The sequence below is a fragment of the Saccharopolyspora pogona genome, assembly GCF_014697215.1.
Classification (GTDB): Bacteria; Actinomycetota; Actinomycetes; order Mycobacteriales; family Pseudonocardiaceae; genus Saccharopolyspora; species Saccharopolyspora hattusasensis.
Genome location: NZ_CP031142.1, coordinates 5582246 through 5603411 on the forward strand (window position 1 = coordinate 5582246; position 21166 = coordinate 5603411).

A 21166-nucleotide genomic window follows, 5' to 3' on the forward strand; every position below is an offset into this window, starting at 1 on the left:
TTCTCGCGTGCGCCGGGCCACAGATCCACCGCCGAGTGGGGCGGGCCACGCTGACCGCGAGCACCTTTCGGCGGGACACTTTCGACATGGCTGAATACCGGATCGAACACGACACGATGGGCGAGGTGCGGGTGCCCGCCGACGCCCTGTACCGGGCGCAGACCCAGCGGGCCGTGGAGAACTTCCCGATCTCCGGCCGGGGCTTGGAGCGCGCGCAGATCCGCGCGCTAGGTCTGCTGAAGGCGGCGGCGGCTCGGGTCAACGGTCTGCTCGGGGTGCTGGACGCCGACGTGGCCGAGGCGATCGCCGCGGCGGCCGACGAGGTCGCCGAGGGCGCCCACGACGAGCACTTCCCGATCGACGTGTTCCAGACCGGCTCCGGCACGTCGTCGAACATGAACGCCAACGAGGTCATCGCGACCCTGGCATCCCGGCGGCTCGGCCGCGACGTGCACCCCAACGACCACGTCAACGCCTCGCAGTCGTCCAACGACACCTTCCCGACGACCATCCACGTCGCGGCCACCGAGGCGGTGCTCACCGACGTCATCCCGGCGCTGGAGCACCTCGCCACGACCATCGAGGGCCGCGCCGCGCAGTGGACCGAGGTGGTCAAGTCCGGCCGCACGCACCTGATGGACGCGGTGCCGATCACGCTGGCCCAGGAGGCCGGCGCGTGGGCCTCGCAGGTGCGCTACGGGGTCGAGCGGCTGCGGGGCGGCCTGCCGCGGCTCGGCGAACTGCCGATCGGCGGCACCGCGGTCGGATCGGGCCTCAACGCGCCCACCGGCTTCGGCGCGGCGGTCGCCGCGGAACTGGCGGAGGTCACCGGCCTGCCGCTGACCGAAGCCCGCGACCACTTCGAGGCGCAGGCCGCGCAGGACTCGGTGGTGGAGATCTCCGGCGACCTGCGCACCGTCGCGGTGAGCCTGACCAAGATCGCCAACGACCTGCGCTGGCTGGGCTCCGGCCCGCGCACCGGGCTGGCCGAGCTGGCGCTGCCGGACCTGCAGCCGGGCTCGTCGATCATGCCGGGCAAGGTCAACCCGGTCATCCCGGAGGCCACCCTGCAGGTGGTGGCGCAGGTGATCGGCAACGACGCGGCGGTGGCGTTCGCCGGTTCGCAGGGCAACTTCCAGCTCAACGTGATGCTGCCGGTGATCGCGCGCAACGTGCTGGAATCCGCGCGGCTGCTGGCCGCGGTGTCGCGGCTGCTGGCCGACAAGGTGTTCGCCGGCGTGCAGGTCAACGTCGAGCAGGCCCGCGCCTACGCCGAGGGTTCGCCGTCGATCGTCACGCCGCTGAACCGCTACATCGGGTACGAGGAGGCGGCCGCCGTCGCCAAGCAGGCCCTCAAGGAGCGCAAGACGATCCGCGAGGTGGTCCTGGAACGCGGCCACGTCGACTCGGGCAAGCTCACTCTTGAGCAGCTGGACGAGGCACTCGACGTGCTCCGCATGGCCAAGGGCGGCTGACGGCTCCGTTGCAGGCGGGACGAGCCCGGGTCCGGGCTCGTCCCGGGTCCCGCAGTGCTAGTGCGACGTCGGCGCTGCCACCTTTCGCTTGCGCTGCAACAGAATCAGCGTCGCGCCACAGCCACCGAGAACCACGACGGCGGCGATCGCCACCCAGCCCCAGACCGGCACGCCGCCGGACTACTCCTCCTCGGCCAACGACGCGCGGCCAACAGCGGGGCGGCGGCCACGGCCACCGCGCAAAGCACTTCCAATCCGCGCAATGCGACCACCCGATCACTGGTCGGCCCCGGGATCACACGATCGGACGAACACTGCGCACATCGGGCTCCGGGCGATCTCGAAATGCCTGGTCGGCGCGGCGCGGGTGCGGGTTGTCGGGAGCAGTGCGCACCATGAGCGCATGGTGCTGCTCGCGGATTTGGTGGCGACCTCGCGAGAGGTCTCGGCGACGCGTTCCCGCAAGGCGAAGACCGCGGCGATCGCCGGGCTGCTCGCGCGGCTCGACGCCGAGGAGGTCCGCCCGGCGACGGCGCTGCTGGCCGGTGAGCTGCCCGGCGGCCGGGCCGGGGTGGGCTGGTCGACGCTGGCCGCGCTGGACGTCGAACCCGCACCCGAGCCCGCACTGACGATCATCGATGTCGAATCGGCGATCGACGCGGTGCGGCTGATCAGGGGCGCCGGTTCGGGACAGCGCCGGGCCGAGGCGTTGACCGGCATGCTCGGCAAGGCGACCGGCGGCGAGCAGGAGTTCCTGGTGCGGCTCTTCGGCGGCGAACTCCGGCAGGGCGCGCTGGAAGGCGTCATGGTCGAAGCCATCGCCGCAGCGGGCAAGGTCCCGACCGAGGCCGTGCGGCGGGCTTTCATGCTCTCCGGCCGGCTGCCCGCGACCGCCGAGGCCGCGCTGCGCGGCGGTGAACCGGCGCTCGCCGAATTCCGCCTGGAGGTGGGGCGGCCCGTCCGTCCGATGCTGGCTTCGCCCGCCGAATCCCTGGGCACGGCGCTCGACGAACTCGGCGAAGTCAGCGTCGAGTACAAATTGGACGGTGCGCGCATCCAGGTGCACCGCGACGGCGACGAGGTACGCGTCTACACCCGCACGCTCCGCGAGATCACCCGCAACGTGCCGGAACTCGTCGAGCTGGTGCGAGGCCTGAACTGCCGGGCGGTGGTGCTGGACGGCGAGACGCTCGCGCTCGACGACACCGGGCGCCCGCGGCCGTTCCAGGAGACCATGGGCCGGTTCGGCGCCCAGAACTCGCGCGATCTCCTGCTGCACCCTTACTTCTTCGACTGCCTGCACGTCGACGGCGAAGACCTGCTAGACCGGCCGCTGCAGCACCGCCTCGACGCGCTTGAAAGAGTCGCACCGCAGCACCGGATTCCGGCGGTCCTGTCGCCGTCGGCGGAACGCGCGGCGGAACTGTTCGACGAAGCGCTGGACGCCGGGCACGAAGGCGTCATGGTCAAGGCGCTGGACTCGGTGTACGCGGCGGGGCGGCGCGGCCGGTCCTGGCGGAAGGTCAAGCCCGAGCACACCCTCGACCTGGTCGTGCTCGCCGCCGAGTGGGGCCACGGCCGCCGTCGCGGGTACCTGTCGAACCTCCACCTGGGCGCGCGAGACCCCGACGGCGGCCCGCCGATCATGGTCGGCAAGACGTTCAAGGGCCTCACCGACGAGCTGCTGGCCTGGCAGACCGCGGAGTTCCAGCGCCGCCAGACCCACCGCGACGACTGGACCGTTCACGTCGTGCCCGAACTCGTCGTGGAGATCGAACTGGACGGCGTGCAGACCAGCACCCGCTACCCCGGCGGCGTCGCGCTGCGCTTCGCCCGCGTGCTGCGCTACCGGCCCGACAAGGACGCCGCGTCGGCCGACAGCATCGAGGCGGTTCGCGCCATGCTGCCGGGCGGGTGAGATCCTGACGGAATGAGCGGCAACGACTTCGACGCGATCGGCTCGATCAACATCGGACCGGGCACCATCGACCCGCGCGAGTACCAGGCGGACACGGGCGCCGTCGAGCTGGACTACTACGTCGCAATCCTGGTCCTGGAGGCCACTTCGGACGCGGCCGACCACAAGCCGCTCTACGAAGAATCCTTCGTGCTGCTCAAGGCGGAATCCGAAGAAGAGGCGAAGGAGAAGGCGGCCGAGCACGGCAAGCAGCAGGAAACCAGCTACCAGAACGAGAACCACGAACTGATCACCTGGAAGCTGAAGCAGACGATCGAGGTGAAACCCCTCGAAGACGCCACCTTCGACGACGGCACGGAACTCTACAGCCGATTCTTCCGCAATTACCAGGCCTACAGCTCCTTCGAACCCCTAACGGAAGAAGAAGCCTGAAAACGCAGAGGCCGGGGTCCCACAATACAGCGGGCACACCCGCTTCGATCAGGTCGGCCTGCCGGGTCTGGGGAGGCGACTGGGGGGTGTTCGACCCCGTATGGTGGTGAGACGTGCAGTTCTTGAACGGGCAGCAGCCCTCCACCGATCTGACCTACGACGACGTCTTCCTGGCGCCTCGGCGCTCCGGCGTCGAGTCCCGTTTCGACGTGGACCTGGCCACCAGCGACGGCACCGGGGCGACCCTGCCGATCGTGGTCGCCAACATGACCGCCGTGGCCGGCCGCCGGATGGCCGAGACCGTCGCCAGGCGCGGCGGCTTGGTCGTTCTGCCGCAGGACGTCGATCCCAGCGCGGTCGCCGAGATCGCCTCCTGGATCAAGGCGCGGCACCCCGTGTGGGACACCCCGCTGGTGTTGCACGTCGATGACGCCGTCGCCGACGCCCTCAACCTCCTGCCCAAGCGCGCCCACGGCGCCGTTGTCGTCGTCGACGACGACAACCGGCCGCTCGGCGTGGTCGACGAGGCGGCTTGCACCGGGGTCGACCGGTTCGCGCGCGTCGGGGAGGTCGCCGACCGGCACCCGGTCGTGCTGCCGCTGGAGACCAAGCCCCGCGAGGTGTTCGAGCAGCTGGACCAGCACGCCCGCAACGTGGCGATCGCCATCGACGCCGACGGCCGCCTGGCCGGGATCATGACCAGCCGCGGCGCGCTGCGCGCCGAGATCTACACCCCGGCGCTGGACGACGCCGGCCGACTGCGGGTGGCCGCGGCGGTCGGGGTCAACGGCGATGTCGCGGCCAAGGCGTCCGCGCTGCTGGAGGCCGGGGTCGACACGCTGGTCGTGGACACCGCGCACGGCCACCAGGAGAAGATGATCGCCGCGCTGGGCGCGGTCCGGTCGGCGAGCCCGAGCGTTCCGGTGGTGGCCGGGAACGTGGTGACCGCCGAGGGCGTGCGCGACCTCGTCGAGGCGGGCGCCGACGTGATCAAGGTCGGTGTCGGGCCGGGCGCGATGTGCACGACGCGGATGATGACCGGTGTCGGCCGGCCGCAGTTCTCCGCGGTCGCCGAATGCGCCGCGGAGGCGCGCAAGCTCGGCAAGCACGTCTGGGCCGACGGCGGTGTCCGGCACCCGCGTGACGTGGCGCTGGCGCTGGCCGCCGGTGCGGCGTCGGTGATGGTCGGCTCGTGGTTCGCGGGCACCTACGAGTCGCCCGGTGACCTGCAGCGCGACGAGCACGGCCGGGCCTACAAGGAGTCCTTCGGCATGGCGTCCAAGCGCGCCGTGTCCGCCCGGACCCGCACCGACAGCGCGTTCGACCAGGCCCGCAAGGCGCTGTTCGAGGAGGGGATCTCCAGCTCCCGGATGCGTCTGGACCCGCAGCGGCCGAGCGTCGAGGACCTGCTGGACCAGATCACGTCCGGTCTGCGCTCGTCCTGCACCTACGCCGGCGCCCGCAGCCTGGAGGAGTTCTACGAGCGCGCCGTGGTCGGCATCCAGTCCGCGGCCGGCTTTGCCGAGGGCCGCCCGCTGCCCACCGGCTGGTGACCCCGAACCCGCTGTGGTTAGGCGTGCGGGGCACCCGTGCCCGAGTCGCTTGGTCACGGGTGCCCCGCACCTCATCTTCTACGGGGTGAAGTCGCCTTCCAGGAGTTCGGTCACGAGGGCCGCGATCGGGGAGCGTTCCGAGCGGGTGAGGGTGACGTGGGCGAACAACGGGTGGCCCTTGAGCTTCTCGATCACCGCCGCCACCCCGTCGTGGCGGCCCACCCGGAGGTTGTCGCGCTGGGCGACGTCGTGGGTGAGCACCACCCTGGAGTTCGCGCCCAGCCTGGACAGCACCGTGAGCAGCACGTTGCGCTCCAGCGACTGCGCCTCGTCGACGATCACGAACGAGTCGTGCAGCGACCGGCCCCGGATGTGGGTCAGCGGCAGGACCTCCAGCATCCCGCGGTCCATCACCTCGTCCAGCACGTTCTCGCTGGCCAGCGCGCCGAGGGTGTCGAACACCGCCTGCGCCCACGGCGCCATCTTCTCGTTCTCGGTCCCCGGCAGGTAGCCGAGTTCCTGACCTCCGACGGCGTACACCGGCCGGAACACCACGACCTTGCGGTGCCGCTGCCGCTCCAGCACCGACTCCAGGCCCGCGCACAGCGCGAGCGCGGACTTGCCAGTACCGGCCCGACCGCCCAGCGAAACGATCCCGATGTCGGGGTCGAGCAAGAGCTCCAACGCGATCCGCTGCTCGGCGGAGCGGCCGTGCAGGCCGAACGCCTCCCGGTCGCCGCGCACCAACCTGACCTGCTTGTCCGCGGTCACCCGGCCCAGCGCGCTCTGCGAGCCGGACAGCAGCCGCACCCCGGTGTTCGGCGGCAGGTCCCGGGCCTCGTCGAGGTCGGCGATCCCGTCCTTGAACAGGACGTCCACCGAATTCGGCTGCACCTCGACGTCGGCCATTCCGGTCCACCCCGACGGCACCACGTCCTGCGCGCGGTACTCCTCGGCGTCCAGGGCCACGGCTGCGGCCTTGACCCGCAGCGGCATGTCCTTGGTGACCAGCGTGACCCGGTGCCCTTCGGCGGCCAGGTTCAACGAGCAGGCCAGGATGCGGGCGTCGTTGGAGTCCGTGCGGAACCCCGGCGGCAGCACCCGCGGGTCGGAGTGGTTGAGCTCGACGTGCAGGCTGCCCCCGTCCTCGCCGACGGGAACCGGTTTGTCCAGCTGCCCGTGCTGGATCCGCAGGTCGTCGAGGGCGCGGAGGGCTTCTCTGGCGAACCAGCCGAGTTCGGGGTGGTGGCGTTTGCCCTCCAGTTCGCTGATGACCACCACCGGGAGCACGACGTTGTGCTCGGCGAAGCGGGACATCGCCCACGGATCGGACAGCAGCACCGAGGTGTCCAGGACGTAGGTCCGGATCTCGCTGCCGCCGGCTTGCGCGGTGCTCGCGGACTCGCCGCTACGGGCTGGGATCTCCGCTGGAGGCTGGGAACGTCGTGCGGTCACGGCTACTCCCTCGCGGGCGTGGCATGCACACCCGCTCGTCGGCGGGCCGGGCCTGGCCCCGTCGCGCCCCGGCCGGACCGGATCGTCCGCCGTGGCCGCAGGGGCCAGGCACCGGCCCTTCGCGACCAAGGTGGACGTGGTAACCGTCCGCTCCAGCCAACAGTCACGATCAGGGCCTCCCGGACGGGCCACGTACGGACTTGCGATTGGAACGGCCCGTCAACAGCGCACGCTACCTGCGAGATTGCGTCTCGGCAGGCAGCCACACAGGTGATTCGCCGAATCGTCGACTTCTCTTCATGTGCCTCGGAATTCGCGCAGTTCACGGACTTGCCGACCGCGTCGAACGGGCGCGGAACACCGTTCGGCGGCAGGTCAGACCACCTTCGGCGGCCGTCGCGGAGCACCTCCCATTAAGGCACTCCACGTGATCAACACTCCACCGGATGGGTGATCTTCGTCGGGTGAACGGATCAGACTCTGGCCGCCAGCTCCGCCCGGACGGACTCCGGAACCAGCGGTTCGTCAAGCAGCCGGCGAAAACGATCGGTGCTCGAAGTGCCCGTCGGCCGGTTCTCCAGCCACCGGCGCAGCAGCCGGTAGCCCTCGACGTAAGTGGTGGTGTAGGCGCGCCACAGCGGATCCCGCATGAACCGCACCAGGTGCCGGGCCCGCTGGTCCGGCATCAGCAACCAGCGTTGCAGGTAGGCAGCCACCTCGGCGTCGTCCGCGCCGCCGTCGTGCAGCATCAGCAGGGCGTCCTGGCGGACCGTCAGCAGGCGGCTCATCGCGATCTCCATCCGCTCCGCCAGCTCGCCGTCCATCCAGATGCCCAGGTCCGCGAAGATCTCCGCCGCCCACGGCCCCCAGCCCGGCCCCACCGCGGCCTGCAGCCCGAGGTCGGCCAGGCCCTCGGCCATCAGGCACTGCGGCGTGTTGACCAGGAAGATCGTGTGCTCGCCCTGTGCGTCCCGGATCGCAAGTCCGGCCTCCTTGCGGCAGTGCTCCGTGTGGTGGCCCGGGTAGGACTCGTGCGCCACGAGCTGCGGCAGGTTCGCGGCCCGGTGCCCGACGTCGGCGTTCACTGCCACCCGCGACCGGTACTCGCCGAGGTAGTGGTTGAAGCCGCTCCACGGCTTGTCGGTGACGATCTGGTACTCGACGACCTCCTGGACCGGCAGGCCGAACTCGCGCCGAACGCGGTCGCGCAGCGCGCTGGAAAGCGCTTGGACGCAGACCTTGAGCCGCGTGGCCGGCACCGCATCCCGGCCTCGGACGGCGTTCAGGCGCGCGGGCAGCGGGCCCCGGCCCGGCAGCACCTCGGCCAGCTCGCGGTGCGCCTCGCGGTACTCGTCCTGATCACCGAGCACCGGCGTGACCTGGAAATAGGCCTCGACCTCGGCCGGGAACGGCAGCTGCTCGCCGGCCAGCCCACGCCCGGAGCACTCCAGCGCCGTCAGCTGCGCGGCGAGGAACCGGCGGCGCGGCGCGGCCAGTCCGGACTCCGGCAGCGCGGCGCGCAGCCGCTGCGCGTCGGCGGTCAGCCGCGCCGGGTCGGGACGCGACTCGTCCTGCACCCGCCGGCGCAGCGCCGGGTCCCCGGTAAAGGAATCCACGAATCCCGGGACGAGCCGATCGAATCTGAGCCCGAGGAGCACGTATTCGGTCACGAGCGCTTCGGAGTCCATATCGGGACACTACGCCGGGCACTTGCGCGCGCGGACCACTGGGCTCGTTTCCCCAGGCAACCGAAACCACACACAATTTGCCGTCGCAACGAAAACTGTGCGACATGACACATGCGATCACACGATGGTGTTAACGAGGTGTTTTTTCTTCGGTTTACCTGGATACCTTTCACGCCGAGTGCGCCCCCTCCCGGCTGAACTTATGGGGTGCGCGGCCGGGGAAGGAGCGCACTCTTCATCCCATCCAACAAGGAGCAACAAAGTGCTTAAGAAGGCTGCGATCGTCGCCGGTGCCGCCGCCGGGCTGCTGGCCCTGGCCCCCGTCGCCAACGCCGACAGCGCCGACAACGACGGCATCAACATCGCGAACGACAACAACATCAGCGTCCTGCCGGTTCAGGCCTGCGGCAACAACGTCGCCGTGCTCGGCGCGGTCGTGCCGATCGCGTCGCCGCAGCTCAACAACTGCGTCAACGCCCCGATCGTCGACCACGCCAAGGTCAGCTGACCGAGCCGAAACAGCTGCATCCGGTACGCGGAATCAGACGCCGAAAAGGGGCGTCGGGGCCACCCCCCGACGCTCCTTTTTGCGCGCAATCGCCGGGCCGGAAGGTTCTCGCCGCGCAATTTCACATCGCCACGTGCGAATACGCGATTCGCGTTCACACAATGGTGTTAGCGAGTTTGGGCATCCGGCACGTCGCAGGTAGCTTTTCAGCCGGAACAAGCCAGACTCCATGACCACCTCGCGGACTTTACCGAAGTCCGCCGGGGTGTGAACTCCGAATAGCGCGGTTAACAGAGGAGAGTGAACCAAGTGCTCAAGAAGGCTGCGATCGTCGCCGGTGCCGCCGCCGGGCTGCTGGCCCTGGCCCCCGTCGCCAACGCCGACAGTGCGGACAACGACGGCATCAACATCGCGAACGACAACAACATCAGCGTCCTGCCGGTTCAGGCCTGCGGCAACAACGTCGCCGTGGCCGGCGCGGTCGTGCCGATCGTGTCCCCGCAGCTCAACAACTGCATCAACGCCCCGATCGTCGACCACCCCAAGGTCGGCTGACCGAGAGCAGCGCACGGGAAAGGCCAGGTCTCTCGGACCTGGCCTTTCCGCTTGTCGGGGTCAGCCGCCGAAGCGGCGGTGCCGGACCGCGTAGTCGCGGAGCGCGCGGAGGAAGTCGACCCGGCGGAAGGCGGGCCAGTACGCCTCGGTGAACCAGAACTCGGAGTGCGCCGACTGCCACAGCATGAAGCCGGACAGGCGCTGCTCCCCCGAGGTACGGATCAGCAGGTCGGGGTCGGGTTGCCCGGAGGTGTAGAGGTGCTCGGCGATGTGGTCGACGGTGAGGACCTCCGCCAGCTCCTCGATCGTGGTGCCGGCTTCGGCGTGCTTCTGCAGCAGCTTGCGCACCGCGTCGGCGATCTCCCGGCGCCCTCCGTAGCCGACCGCGACGTTGACCTGCATGCCCGTGCGCCCTTTGGTCCGCAGTGCGGCGGCGGACAGCCGCGCGGCGGTCTCGATGGGCAGCACGTCGAGGGCGCCGACGATCCGCACCCGCCACGGCGTGGCCGGGTCGGTAAGCCGGTCCACCACCCCGGCGATGATCTCCATCAGAGCGTTCAGCTCGTCGGGGGTGCGGTTGAGGTTGTCGGTGGACAGCAGCCACAGCGTGACAACCTCGACCTCGGCCTCTTCGCACCAGCCGAGCAGTTCGGCGATCTTGCGGGCGCCGGCGCGGTGGCCGTGGGCGGCGTCCAGGCCGGCCTCCTTGGCCCACCTGCGGTTGCCGTCCAGGATGACGCCGACGTGCCTGGGATGTTCCACCCCGTCGAGCTTCCGGCGCAGCCGCCGCTCGTACAGGTCGTAGATGAGTTCTTTCAACCGAACCTTGAGCGCCACGCCCGATGAGCCTACGCGGATCCCGAAGCCGCGCGGCCCCCACCTCAGTCCGAAGTGCCGCAGTCCGAAGTGCCGCGCGGATCACGCCGGGAACGCGCCGCGGCCCGCTCCGCTGCGGAACCCCAGGTGGCCGACTTGCACGCACGGTGGAGCGCCGGTGCTGTTGACCACGTCGCCCGTGCGACCCCTGGCTGCGAACCTACGGTCCCGTAATCTCGATGTGTGACTAGCGCCCTCTCCGCTCGCCGCTCGACCGCATTCGTGAAACCGCGGATGCGCGGCTGGATCCACTTCTGGTCGCTGGTGGTGTCAGTTGCCGCCGGTGCCACGTTGATCGCCCTCGCAGCCTCGACCGTGTCGGCCGCCGCCGCCGTGGGCACCTCCATCTACGTCGCGACCGTGCTGGGCCTGTTCGGCGTCAGCGCTCTCTACCACCGCAAGACCTGGAAGACGATCGGGGCGCGCACCTGGATGCGGCGGCTCGACCACTCGATGATCTTCCTGTTCATCGCGGGCACCTACACGCCGTTCGCGATGGTGGCCATGCAGCCCACGACGGGTGCGGTGGTGCTCGCCGTCGTCTGGGGCGGCGCGCTGGGCGGCGTGATCCTGAAGCTCGCCTGGCCCAACGCACCGCGCTGGGTGGGCGTGCCGGTCTACATCGCGCTGGGGTGGGTCGCGGTGTTCGTGTTCCCCGACCTGCTGCAAAACGCCGGGATCGCGGTGCTGGTGCTGCTGATCGCCGGCGGGCTGATGTACACGGCGGGCGCGATCTTCTACGCGACCCGGTGGCCGGACCCGTGGCCGAAGACCTTCGGCTACCACGAGTTCTTCCACGCGGCGGTGTCGCTGGCCGCGATCTGCCACCACATCGCGATCTGGCTCGCGCTCTACGCATAGGAATGTCGCCGGGGTCGTTTTGCGTGGCGGTGCGGGTGGCGGAAGTCGTGAGTGCGAAAACGGGTCAGAGCCGGTTTTCGCACTCACGGAGGTTCAGCCCGCTAGTCGCCGGGTTGCGGCTCCGGGCCGCGGTTGCGCAGTTCGTCGACCTTGGACAGGGCTTCGCGGAGTTCGCCCAGCCAGTCCTCGGTGTGCTGGCCGACCAGCCGCACCGCCCAGGCCAACGCCTCGGAGCGGGACCGGGCCACCCCCGCGTCCACGAGCGTGTCCAGCACCATGCGCTCGGGCTGGTGCAGCCGGGTCATCACCGGCACGGACAGCGTGGTGAACAGCTCCTCAGTGTCGCCGAGCCGGGCACCCCAGGCGACCTTGCGGCCGTAGCGGTGCTCCGCTTGACGGGCGATCTCGATCCGCTCCTCGCGGGTCTCCTCGCGGAAGCGCGCGATCCGGCCGTTCTCCGCGGCGGCGCGCTCGGCGTCGTCGGCGAATTCGCCGCCCACCGGCGGCAGTTCGCCGACCACCAGGATCTCCTCGCGGTCCACGGTGACAGCCGGGCCACCGGTGAACCACCCCTCGGGCAGCCGCCCGGCGAACCACGCCTTGGCGTCCTCGGCCGTCGGCGGCTCGCTGCGCCGCCCGCCACCCGCCCACGGCGGACCTCCCCGGCCTCGACCGCGAGCCGTTCGACCAAACCTCGAATGCATGACTCCCACCTCCCGATTACATAATTACACAGTTACATCGCAGGTGGGAGAGTTGTCGTTCGGCCCGCAGCGAAACCGGCCCGCGCGGGGCCGTGAGTCCTTGGGCAGCGAGAGCCACCCAGAAGACTCACGGCACCCTCAGCGGGTCAGGGAATCGACGAGGTCGTCGGCCGTGGTGACCGGGCGGTCGCAAACGTAGCCGCGGCACACGTACGCCGCGGCGGCTCCGCCGACCAGCGGCCGCCCCGCCAGCAGCGGCACCCGGCTCGCCTCCGGCTCTCCGGCCAGCGCCACGGCTCCGCCCGGGGCGCTCCGCCGCGCCGCGGCGAGCAGCGCCGCCCGGTCGGCGTCGTCGGCTTCGCCGACCACCGCGACCTGGAGCGGGCCGTGGGCGCGAGCCTCGGCGACGCTGAGCCAGTGACCCGCGAAGCGGGGAGCGCGCTGCGCGAGGAGCCCGGCACGGGCGAGCGCCCGCTCCGCCGCGGCGCGGTAGCGCGCGGTGGCGTCCGGGCCGGCGAGCGCGGCAGCGGTGAGCAGGGCCGAGGCGAGAGCCGAGGCCCCGGCGGGGCTGGCGTTGTCGGTGGGGTCGGAGGGGCGGCGGACGAGGGATTCGGCGTCGGCCGCGGTGTCGTGAAACATGCCCGGGTGGTCGGCGTCGGCGAACTGCTCCAGGGCCGTGTCCAGCAGCGAGCACGCCGCTTCGAGCCAGCGCGGCTCGCCGGTCGCCTGGTGCAGCGCGAGTAGTCCGTCGGCGAAGCAGCCGTAGTCGTCCAGCACTCCGGCGGCCGTTCCGACCACGCCGTCTCGGGATGTGCGCCGCAACCGGTCGTCGATCAGGTGCCGCTCCAGCAACAGCTCCGCCGCCTTCGCCGCCGCGTCGATCCAGCGCGGTTCGTCGAGCACCTCGGCCGCCTCGGCCAGCGCGGTGATCGCCATGCCGTTCCAGGCGGTGACGACCTTGTCGTCCTTGCCCGGCTGCGGGCGCTGGTCGCGGGCTTCGCGGAGGCTGTCGCGCACCCGCCGCCAGCGGGCCGGGTCGTCGGGGTCGTGCTTGAGCTGCAGCGTAGACGCGCCGTTCTCGAAGGTGCCCGCCTCGGTGACCTCGAACAGCTGGGCCGCCCATTCCCCGTCGACCGGGCCTAGGGCCTCCCGCAGCTGGTCCGGCGTCCACACGTAGGTCAGCCCTTCGACCCCTTCGGTGTCGGCGTCCAGCGAAGCCGCGAAGCCGCCTTCCGGCGTACGCAGGTCGTGCAGCAGGAACTCGGCCGTCTCGCGGGTCACCCGCTCGCCGAGCGAGTCGCCGAGCCGGGCGAGGTGCACGTACGTCCGGAGCAGCAAGGCGTTGTCGTACAACATCTTCTCGAAGTGGGGCACCACCCACGCGGAGTCGACGCTGTAGCGCGCGAAGCCACCCGCCAGCTGGTCGTAGATGCCGCCACGGGCCATCGCCGAGCAGGTGGCTTCGGCGAGTTCCAGCGCGGAGTGACCGTCCTCCGGCATGCCGACCCGCTCGTGGTGGCGCAGCAGGAACTCCAGCACCATCGACGGCGGGAACTTCGGCGCACCGCCGAATCCGCCGTGGACCGCGTCGAATTCCGCGTGCAGCCGGGAAACCGCACCGTCCAGCACATCTTCGTCCAAAATGGACTCCGGGAGCGGGGTGCGCTGCGCGGCCAGCTGCTCCACCACCCGCGTGGCGGCCTTCCGGACCTCCTCGCCGCGACCGCTCCACGCCTGCGCCACGGCGTGCAGCAGTTGACCGAACGACGGCATGCCGGACATCGGCTGCGCCGGGTAGTAGGTGCCGCAGTGGAAGGGTTCGCCGTCCGGGGTGAGGAAGCAGGTCATCGGCCAGCCGCCCTGCCCGGTCATCGCCTGGGTGGCCTCCATGTAGACGGAGTCGATGTCCGGCCGCTCCTCGCGGTCCACCTTGACGTTCACGAAGTTCTCGTTCATCACCCGCGCGATTTCCGCGTCCTCGAACGATTCGTGCGCCATCACGTGGCACCAGTGGCAGGCCGCGTAGCCGACGGACAGCAGCACCGGCACGTCCCGCCGCCGCGCCTCGGCGAACGCCTCGGGCGACCAGGGCCACCAGTCGACCGGGTTGTCGGCGTGCTGGAGCAGGTAGGGGCTGGTCGCGTTCGCAAGCCGGTTCGCCATGTCACCGACAGTAGTCCGCGGTTCCCGCACCCGTCATCGGCAGCCGTGACAACACCCACGACCGAGAAGATGCTTACTCACTTGACCCGCGTTGCGAGGTCGCTCAGTTCAGCAACGCGCTCGACTCACGATCGCTATGCGACGGGCCTGCGGCCCGCCCTTGACCCCGGAGCCTCTACGGCCCCTAACGCGCAGCGGCACGGCCAGGCCCCACGGCCCCGCCCGCCCCAGCAGCGCGGCGCTGACCACAACCAACAACATCCCTACAAATCAACGGTTTCAGGGGATTGCCACGGATGGTATCGTTCACACCGGCTCGGTGTCGCCTCTGCTATGCACGCGCTCGGGGCTTTTTCCTCACCATGAAGCCGACTCACGCCTCGTCGTCACGGATTGTTCCGTGGAACGGGCAGGGGCTGGCTGCCCGCGCAAGCCGGTTCACTATGCGCCCTGCCGCTCGCTTTTCCCGGCCCGTCGCCCCAGTCTCCGGCGGATGTTCCAGTCTCCGGCGAATGTTCCGCACGACCGAGTCGAGTCTTTCTCACGACAACGTGTTACACAAATAGCCTCATCTCGGCCAGGACTAATCGTCACCAAGAAACGCCGGGAGAAACGACGAGGGAAGAGGTTTCCACTGTGGACAACGTAGGGGCGGCACGATGACCCTGGTCGCCGGAATCGACTCCTCCACCCAGTCCACCAAGGTCGTGATCTGCGACGCCACGACCGGAACCGTGCTGCGGGAGGGCCGCGCACCGCACCCGGACGGCACGGTCGCCGACCCCGAGAGCTGGTGGCAGGCGCTGACCAACGCCACCGAAGGCCTCCTCGACGACGTCGCCGCCATCGGCGTCGCCGCCCAGCAGCACGGCATGGTGGCGCTGGACGAGCAGGGCACGCCGGTCCGCCCCGCCCTGTTGTGGAACGACAACCGCTCCGCGCAGGCCGCGATCGACCTGACCCGGGAGCTCGGCGGGCCGCAGGCGTGCGCCGAGGCGATCGGCACCCTGCCTGTCGCCAGCCTCACCGCCAGCAAGCTGAGGTGGCTGGCCGAGCACGAGCCGCACCTGGCCGACCGGGTGACCGACGTGCTGCTGCCGCACGACTGGTTGATCTGGCGGCTGACCGGCGAATTCGTCACGGACCGCGGTGACGCGTCCGGCACCGGCTACTGGTCACCGCGAGAAGGCCGGTACCGGCAGGACGTGCTGGCCAACGCCTTCGGCGGCCGGACGCCCCGCACACCCCGGGTGCTCGCCCCGGCCGAACCAGCCGGGCGCACCCGGGACGGCATGCTGGTTTCGGCCGGCACGGGCGACAACATGGGCGCCGCGCTGGGCTTGGACGTCCGGCCCGGCGACGTCGTGGTGTCGCTGGGCACGAGCGGCACCGTGTTCGCCTCGGTCGACAAGCCGAGCGCGGACCCGACCGGCCAGATCGCCGGATTCGCCGATGCGACGGGCAGATTCCTGCCGCTGGTGTGCACGCTCAACGCGGCCCGGGTGCTCACCGCGGCGGCGGCGATGCTCGGCGTCGAGATGGCCGAGTTCGACCGGCTGGCCTGCGGGGCCGAGCCCGGTGCCGGCGGGCTCGCGCTGCTGCCGTACCTCGACGGCGAGCGGACCCCGATCCTGCCGGACGCCAGCGGCACCCTCCTGGGACTCCGGCGCGACAACATGACACCCGAGAACCTTGCGCGGGCCGCCGTCGAGGGGATGCTGTGCGGACTCGCCGCCGGTGTCGATGCGCTGCGCGCGGACGGCGTCGAGGTGGCCCGGGTGCTGCTCATCGGCGGCGCAGCCCAATCGCGGGCGGTGCAGGTCGCGGCGCCGCTGATCTTCGGCGTCCCGGTGACGGTGCCCGCGCCCGCGGAGTACGTCGCCCGGGGAGCCGCCCGGCAGGCGGCGTGGGCGCTGGCGGGAACGGCGCAGCCGCCGGAATGGGCGCTGCCGGGAGCGGCGGAGCTCGAAGTCGTCGATTCCGAGGCGGGCGCCCGCATCCGCGAACTCCACCACGGGGCGTTCGCCCAGGTGCACGGCGAAACCGCGTGAGCCGGAAGGGCCCGTGAGCGCTCTTGGGTGTCATGACACCCGGGAGGTTTCTGGGCTTCGTCGGGCCACTTCTTCGTCGCGAGCAGGAGTTCAGCACGTCGCTACGAGGACTGGCCACCGAACTCACCGACGTGTGGGGCAAACCCGCGAACCCCGACGAGAACGGTGTGGTTGCCAGGTGGGACTTCGGTGACCGGGTTCTGGCGATCGGAGTGAGCCCGTCGGCGACAGCGTCCGCGAGCGCTTCGCAACGGTCTCACGCAGCCAGCCTGCACCGGGACGGAGCGGGTGGCGATTTCGCTCGAAATCGCCACCCACGACGCCCGACGGGACGGCTCCGGGCTGCGGCGCCGGGAGGCCTTCGGCCGCGATCGACTCGGGCAGGAAGTCGGATTCGACTTCCGCGTCGATCACCACCTGATCGTGCCTGACCCGGAAAGCAGTCGGGGTCGTCCGGCGCTCCGGATGACCCCAATCCGGCTTCGCCCCCGCTAGGGGGCTTCTTCCTGGTCCGGCTTCGCCTCGCCCTGCTCCGCTTCCGGCTCCCCGCCGCGCTTCGCCTCCGCTTGTTTCACCCTCGCCGGGGCCGCTGCCGCGGCCTTCTGCTCGTCGAAGACCACCGGGAGCTTCTTCAGGTGCTTGGTCATCGAGCGGACCAGGAGCACCACCGCGATGGCAAAGACGATCAGCAGCACCAGGCCGACCGGGGAGGACTTGCCGAAGTCCTCGCCCTGGCCACCCGGGTCGTTCGGCGGAGCGGGGGCCTGCGCCAGCACGTGGGCGACAGTCTCCCAGGCACTCATGCGCACACCTTCTCCTGCACGCCGGAGAACAGGTCGTCCTCCGGCAACGTGGTGTCGACCAGCGAGCGCACCAGCTCGTAGTCCTCAGTCGGCCACAGCTCGCGCTGGATGTCGAGCGGGACCGCGAACCAGCGGCTGTCCGGGTCGATCTGGGTCGCGTGGGCTCGCAGCGCGTCGTCGCGCTGCTCGAAGTACTCCCCGCACTCGACCCGCGTGGTGACCCGCACGTCCGGGTCCGGTCGGGTGGAGTCCCACTTCTCCAGCCACTCGCCGTACGGCGACTCCAGGCCGTTGGCCAGCAGCGCCTCGTGGAACAGCTGCATGCGCTTGCGGGAGAAGCCGTGCGAGTAGTACAGCTTCAGCGGCTGCCACGGCTCGCCCGCGTCCTGGTGCAGGTCGGGGTCGCCGGCCGCGTCGAAGGCCGCCACCGAGATCTCGTGGCACCGGATGTGGTCCGGGTGCGGGTAGCCGCCGTTCTCGTCGTAGGTGATAACCACGTGCGGACGGAATTCCCGCATCGCCTTCACCAGCTCGCGGGTCGAGACCTCCATCGGCACGGTGGCGAAGACGCCCTCCGGCAGCGGCGGCAGCGGGTCGCCCTCCGGCAACCCGGAGTCGACGAAGCCCAGCCACCGGTGCTGCACCCCGAGGATCTCGGCCGCCGCGGCCATCTCCGCGCGGCGGACCTCTGTCAGGTTCTCGACGACCTCGGGCCGGTCCATGGCCGGGTTGAGGATGCTGCCCGCCTCACCGCCCGTGCAGGTGACCACCACCACCTCGTGACCTTCGGCCACGTAGCGCGCGGTCGTCGCGGCTCCCTTGCTGGACTCGTCGTCCGGGTGCGCGTGCACCGTCATCAGCCGCAGCTTGTCCGCCATCGCCCGGTAGTCCTCCCGCTTTGCAGCATCTCTCGTGAACGCGGCCCCGCTGACAGGCCGCGAGACACCCCAGGGATACTTAACGTGGATGTCGGGTCCCATTGTTCCCGGTGGGTCCGACGTTCCCGGCGCCAGCCCCCCGCATGACCCGTCCGCGGGCGGTGGCGAAGCCCGTAGTCGAAAGGCCTCCCAGCCCGGTGACGAACCAGCAGATCCCGCAGGACCGGTACGGTTCGCGTGCCCACACGCGGACGCGCCCGGGCCTCCGCTGGGCGCTGATAACGGTCGTGTTGGTAGCCCTGGTGGGCGTGGCGATCGTGGGCTACCGCAACCTCGGCAGCACGCCGATCGAGGGCAAGCAGGTCGCGTTCGAGATCCTCGACGACCACTCGGTGCAGATTGTCCTCGAAGTCCAGCGCGACGAGCCGCAGCGGCCCGCCGACTGCGTGGTGCGCGCCCGCGCCGATTCCGGTGAGGAAGTCGGTCGCAAAGAGGTCCTGATCCAACCTGCGGACGGCATCACCAGGCAGGAGACTGTTTTGCGGACCTCCGCCCGGGCGACCATCGGGGAGGTGTACGGCTGCACTTACAACGTTCCTGAATATTTGTCCACCCACCTACGGCCGACTGGGTGAACACCGGCGTACCGCGCCGGGTGCTGGGAGAATCCCGCCCCGGGTCGTGGTGCTTCGTGCTATTGTCGACTTCAGCACGGTCCCGCGCGGGCCGTGTTTTTCCGTTACTTGGCGATCGCCAAGAAATAAAGCGCGGAAATGCAATTCGCCCGTGGGGAAACGCGGGCCGCAGTCGACGAGGAGTGGTGACCGTGAGCGAGACCCAGGTGACCTGGCTGACCCAGGATGCTTACGACCGGCTCAAGGGAGAGCTGGACGAGCTCGTGGCCAACCGCCCGGCGATCGCCGCGAAGATCAACGAGGCCCGCGAGGAAGGCGACCTGCGGGAGAACGGCGGCTACCACGCCGCACGCGAGGAGCAGGGCCAGATCGAGGCCCGCATCCGCCAGCTGCAGGAGCTGCTGCGCACCGCCAAGGTCGGCGACGTGCCCACGGAGTCGGGCGTCGCCCGCCCGGGCTCGGTGCTAACCGTCCGCTACGACGGCGAGGACGAGACCGAGAAGTTCCTGCTGGCCACCCGCGAGGAAGGCGCGCATGGCGACCTGGAGGTCTACTCGCCGAGCTCCCCGCTGGGCAAGGCGCTGCTGGACGCCAAGGAAGGCGAGATCCGGGAGTACGAGCTGCCCAACGGCGGCACGATGACGGTGACCCTGGTCAAGGCCGAGCCCTTCTCCGGCTGAGCCGACCTGATTCTTCCCGCGGGCGTCCCCGGCAAAGGGGGACGCCCGCTGTGCTTTGCGCCAGATCAGGACTCCGGGCGCGCGCCATCGGCCGCGAGGCGTTCCAGCAGCGGGCGCACCCTCGGAGCCACCGGCGTGGACAGGGCGATCGACGTCGAGGTGCGCCGAACCCCGGACACCCCGACGATCTCGTCGATGACCCGTTGCAGGTCGGCGTTGGAGCGGGCGACCATCCGCACGAACAGGTCCCCCTGCCCGGTCGTCGCGTGCACCTCGCACACCTCGTCGATCGCCGCCAGCTGCTCCGCCACCAGGCGCCGGTGCCCCTGCGCGATCTCCAGCACCGCGAAGGCGGTCAGGCCGTAACCCATCGCCGCCAGGTCCAGCTCCGGCGGGAAGCCCAGCAGGACGCCGCGCTGCACCAGCCGATCCATCCGCGCCTGCACGGTGCCGCGCGCGACGCCGAGGCGGCGCGAGCACTCCAGCACCCCGAGCCGGGGCTGGTCGGAGAGCAACAGCAGCAACCGGGCGTCCAACGCGTCGAGCCCCTCAACATTGGGAGCCATGTCAAATCCCTTGTTCAGGTTGACCAATACAGCCAGCGATTCGGATCAAATACTTGTCAGTTTGTGCAGCGAAATCAACGGCTGTTGCTCAGGATGACCTGTCAGGCGCACGCTGACGCCGTCACCGCATCGGCGAAACACGGGAGGACATCGTGACCGGCACCGTCAACCACGGCAGCCAGACCGGGCAGCTCGACGACGTCACGTTCGACCAGATGCAGCGCCTCGTCGGCCTCGTCGAACACGACGACTCGAAGGACCCGTTCCCGGTCAAGGCGCTCGATGCAGTGGTGTTCGTCGTCGGCAACGCCACCCAGAGCGCGCTGTTCTACCAGGTCGCGTTCGGCATGGAGCTGATCGCGTGCTCCGGTCCCGAGCACGGCAACCGGGACCACAAGGCCTTCGTGCTGAAGTCCGGGTCGGGCCGGTTCGTGCTGAAGGGCGCGGTGGACCCGGACAGCCCGCTCGCCGACCACCACCGCTCGCACGGCGACGGCGTCGTCGACCTCGCCCTCGAGGTGCTCGACGTCGACAAGTGCGTCGAGCACGCCCGCGCGCAGGGCGCCACGGTGCTCGAAGAACCGCACGACGTCTCCGACGAGCACGGCACGATCCGGACGGCGGCGATCGCCACCTATGGCGAGACCCGGCACACGCTGCTGGACCGCAGCCGCTACACCGGCCCCTACCTGCCCGGATACGTCGCGCAGCAGGGCAGCTACGTGAAGCCGGCCGACGCCCCCAAGCGGCTGTTCCAGGCCGTGGACCACTGCGTGGGCAACGTCGAGCTCGGTCAGATGGACCGCTGGGTCGAGTTCTACAACCGCGTCATGGGCTTCGTGAACATGGCCGAGTTCGTCGGCGACGACATCGCCACCGACTACTCGGCGCTGATGAGCAAGGTGGTGGCCAACGGCAACCACCGGGTCAAGTTCCCGCTCAACGAGCCGGCCGTCGGCAAGCGGAAGTCGCAGATCGACGAGTACCTGGAGTTCTACCGGGGCTCGGGCTGCCAGCACATCGCGCTGGCCACCGGCGACATCATCAAGACCGTAACCGCGATGCGGGCCGCCGGCGTGGAGTTCCTGAGCACGCCGGACGCCTACTACGACGACCCGGCGCTGCGAGCCCGGATCGGCGAGGTGCGAGTGCCGATCGGGACGCTGAAGGAGCACGGCATCCTGGTCGACCGCGACGAGGACGGCTACCTGCTGCAGATCTTCACCAAGCCGATCGGCGACCGGCCGACCGTGTTCTACGAGCTGATCGAGCGGCACGGTTCGCTGGGCTTCGGCAAGGGCAACTTCAAGGCCCTTTTCGAGGCGATCGAACGCGAGCAGGAGCGCCGCGGAAATCTTTGAACAT

Annotated in this window: 20 protein-coding genes; 12 read left to right on the forward strand and 8 right to left on the reverse strand. The window is 70.2% G+C overall.

What is annotated here, in order from left to right; genetic code table 11:
- Positions 1–86: 86 nt before the first annotated feature.
- The 4 genes from DL519_RS25795 to DL519_RS25810 all read left to right on the forward strand — a co-directional run bounded on the left by DL519_RS25795 (position 87) and on the right by DL519_RS25810 (position 5378).
- Complete coding sequence (locus DL519_RS25795; RefSeq protein WP_190818591.1) at positions 87–1475, forward strand: class II fumarate hydratase; 1389 nt, start codon at positions 87–89, stop codon at positions 1473–1475.
- Positions 1476–1878: 403 nt separating this feature from the next.
- A complete protein-coding gene (locus DL519_RS25800; RefSeq protein ID WP_190818592.1) occupies positions 1879–3393 on the forward strand; it encodes an ATP-dependent DNA ligase in 1515 nt (504 codons plus the stop codon).
- A gap of 12 nt (positions 3394–3405) precedes the next feature.
- Positions 3406–3825, forward strand: a complete 420-nt coding sequence (locus tag DL519_RS25805; RefSeq protein WP_190818595.1) for a DUF4288 domain-containing protein — start codon at positions 3406–3408, stop codon at positions 3823–3825.
- Between the two features lie 113 nt (positions 3826–3938).
- On the forward strand, positions 3939–5378 hold the full coding sequence (locus DL519_RS25810; protein WP_190818596.1) for a GuaB1 family IMP dehydrogenase-related protein: 1440 nt from the start codon (positions 3939–3941) through the stop codon (positions 5376–5378).
- 78 nt (positions 5379–5456) lie between these two features.
- On the opposite strand, the gene DL519_RS25815 is transcribed toward DL519_RS25810, so the two are convergent.
- Positions 5457–6833 carry a PhoH family protein gene (locus DL519_RS25815; RefSeq protein ID WP_190818598.1) on the reverse strand — a complete coding sequence of 459 codons (1377 nt, stop codon included), beginning with the start codon at positions 6831–6833 and terminating at the stop codon, positions 5457–5459.
- Positions 6834–7306: 473 nt separating this feature from the next.
- On the reverse strand, positions 7307–8521 hold the full coding sequence (locus DL519_RS25820) for a DUF885 domain-containing protein (RefSeq protein ID WP_190818599.1): 1215 nt from the start codon (positions 8519–8521) through the stop codon (positions 7307–7309).
- A gap of 262 nt (positions 8522–8783) precedes the next feature.
- Between DL519_RS25820 and DL519_RS25825 the strand changes: the two genes are divergently transcribed.
- The gene (locus tag DL519_RS25825) at positions 8784–9029 is read left to right on the forward strand and encodes a hypothetical protein (RefSeq protein ID WP_190818601.1); all 246 of its coding nucleotides are present in this window, start codon (positions 8784–8786) and stop codon (positions 9027–9029) included.
- A 309-nt stretch (positions 9030–9338) separates the two neighbouring features.
- Positions 9339–9584, forward strand: a complete 246-nt coding sequence (locus DL519_RS25830) for a hypothetical protein (protein WP_190818603.1) — start codon at positions 9339–9341, stop codon at positions 9582–9584.
- Between the two features lie 60 nt (positions 9585–9644).
- Here the strand turns inward: DL519_RS25830 and DL519_RS25835 are convergent, their stop codons facing one another.
- Positions 9645–10421, reverse strand: a complete 777-nt coding sequence (locus DL519_RS25835) for an isoprenyl transferase (protein WP_190818604.1) — start codon at positions 10419–10421, stop codon at positions 9645–9647.
- Positions 10422–10643: 222 nt separating this feature from the next.
- Here DL519_RS25835 and trhA point away from each other — a divergent pair, with 222 nt between their 5' ends.
- Positions 10644–11321, forward strand: a complete 678-nt coding sequence (gene trhA / locus DL519_RS25840) for a PAQR family membrane homeostasis protein TrhA (RefSeq protein WP_397544974.1) — start codon at positions 10644–10646, stop codon at positions 11319–11321.
- A 101-nt stretch (positions 11322–11422) separates the two neighbouring features.
- On the opposite strand, the gene DL519_RS25845 is transcribed toward trhA, so the two are convergent.
- Both DL519_RS25845 and DL519_RS25850 read right to left on the reverse strand, forming a co-directional pair.
- On the reverse strand, positions 11423–12025 hold the full coding sequence (locus DL519_RS25845) for a hypothetical protein (protein ID WP_190818607.1): 603 nt from the start codon (positions 12023–12025) through the stop codon (positions 11423–11425).
- A gap of 138 nt (positions 12026–12163) precedes the next feature.
- Entirely contained in the window at positions 12164–14188 is a 2025-nt protein-coding gene (locus tag DL519_RS25850) for a thioredoxin domain-containing protein (protein WP_190818608.1), read from the reverse strand.
- 659 nt (positions 14189–14847) lie between these two features.
- Here DL519_RS25850 and xylB point away from each other — a divergent pair.
- Positions 14848–16239 (forward strand): xylulokinase, encoded by a 1392-nt coding sequence (gene xylB / locus DL519_RS25855; RefSeq protein ID WP_190818609.1) that lies wholly within the window; start codon positions 14848–14850, stop codon positions 16237–16239.
- A gap of 288 nt (positions 16240–16527) precedes the next feature.
- The gene (locus tag DL519_RS25860) at positions 16528–16734 is read left to right on the forward strand and encodes a hypothetical protein (RefSeq protein WP_190818610.1); all 207 of its coding nucleotides are present in this window, start codon (positions 16528–16530) and stop codon (positions 16732–16734) included.
- Here the strand turns inward: DL519_RS25860 and DL519_RS25865 are convergent.
- A complete protein-coding gene (locus tag DL519_RS25865) occupies positions 16731–17042 on the reverse strand; it encodes a hypothetical protein (protein WP_190818611.1) in 312 nt (103 codons plus the stop codon). The genes DL519_RS25860 and DL519_RS25865 overlap by 4 nt on opposite strands.
- Positions 17039–17920 carry a mycothiol conjugate amidase Mca gene (gene mca / locus DL519_RS25870; protein WP_190818613.1) on the reverse strand — a complete coding sequence of 294 codons (882 nt, stop codon included), beginning with the start codon at positions 17918–17920 and terminating at the stop codon, positions 17039–17041. The genes DL519_RS25865 and mca overlap by 4 nt, the downstream gene beginning before the upstream one ends.
- A 197-nt stretch (positions 17921–18117) precedes the next feature.
- On the opposite strand from mca, the gene DL519_RS25875 reads away from it, so the two are divergent.
- Both DL519_RS25875 and greA read left to right on the forward strand, forming a co-directional pair.
- Complete coding sequence (locus tag DL519_RS25875; protein ID WP_223839550.1) at positions 18118–18555, forward strand: DUF4307 domain-containing protein; 438 nt, start codon at positions 18118–18120, stop codon at positions 18553–18555.
- Between the two features lie 191 nt (positions 18556–18746).
- Entirely contained in the window at positions 18747–19235 is a 489-nt protein-coding gene (gene greA, locus DL519_RS25880; protein ID WP_190818614.1) for a transcription elongation factor GreA, read from the forward strand.
- A gap of 65 nt (positions 19236–19300) precedes the next feature.
- Here greA and DL519_RS25885 read toward each other — a convergent pair whose 3' ends face one another.
- Complete coding sequence (locus DL519_RS25885) at positions 19301–19801, reverse strand: Lrp/AsnC family transcriptional regulator (protein WP_190818616.1); 501 nt, start codon at positions 19799–19801, stop codon at positions 19301–19303.
- A gap of 215 nt (positions 19802–20016) precedes the next feature.
- Here DL519_RS25885 and hppD point away from each other — a divergent pair, with 215 nt between their 5' ends.
- Complete coding sequence (gene hppD, locus DL519_RS25890) at positions 20017–21162, forward strand: 4-hydroxyphenylpyruvate dioxygenase (protein WP_190824224.1); 1146 nt, start codon at positions 20017–20019, stop codon at positions 21160–21162.
- Positions 21163–21166: the final 4 nt, after the last annotated feature.

Coding starts and splice junctions, on each gene's coding strand:
- DL519_RS25795 (WP_190818591.1), top strand. CDS start 87: ATGGCTGAATACCGGATCGAACACGACACGATGGGCGAGGTGCGGGTG.
- DL519_RS25800 (WP_190818592.1), top strand. CDS start 1,879: ATGGTGCTGCTCGCGGATTTGGTGGCGACCTCGCGAGAGGTCTCGGCG.
- DL519_RS25805 (WP_190818595.1), top strand. CDS start 3,406: ATGAGCGGCAACGACTTCGACGCGATCGGCTCGATCAACATCGGACCG.
- DL519_RS25820 (WP_190818599.1), bottom strand. CDS start 8,521: ATGGACTCCGAAGCGCTCGTGACCGAATACGTGCTCCTCGGGCTCAGA.
- DL519_RS25845 (WP_190818607.1), bottom strand. CDS start 12,025: ATGCATTCGAGGTTTGGTCGAACGGCTCGCGGTCGAGGCCGGGGAGGT.
- DL519_RS25850 (WP_190818608.1), bottom strand. CDS start 14,188: ATGGCGAACCGGCTTGCGAACGCGACCAGCCCCTACCTGCTCCAGCAC.
- xylB (WP_190818609.1), top strand. CDS start 14,848: ATGACCCTGGTCGCCGGAATCGACTCCTCCACCCAGTCCACCAAGGTC.
- DL519_RS25865 (WP_190818611.1), bottom strand. CDS start 17,042: ATGAGTGCCTGGGAGACTGTCGCCCACGTGCTGGCGCAGGCCCCCGCT.
- mca (WP_190818613.1), bottom strand. CDS start 17,920: ATGGCGGACAAGCTGCGGCTGATGACGGTGCACGCGCACCCGGACGAC.
- DL519_RS25885 (WP_190818616.1), bottom strand. CDS start 19,801: ATGGCTCCCAATGTTGAGGGGCTCGACGCGTTGGACGCCCGGTTGCTG.
- hppD (WP_190824224.1), top strand. CDS start 20,017: ATGCAGCGCCTCGTCGGCCTCGTCGAACACGACGACTCGAAGGACCCG.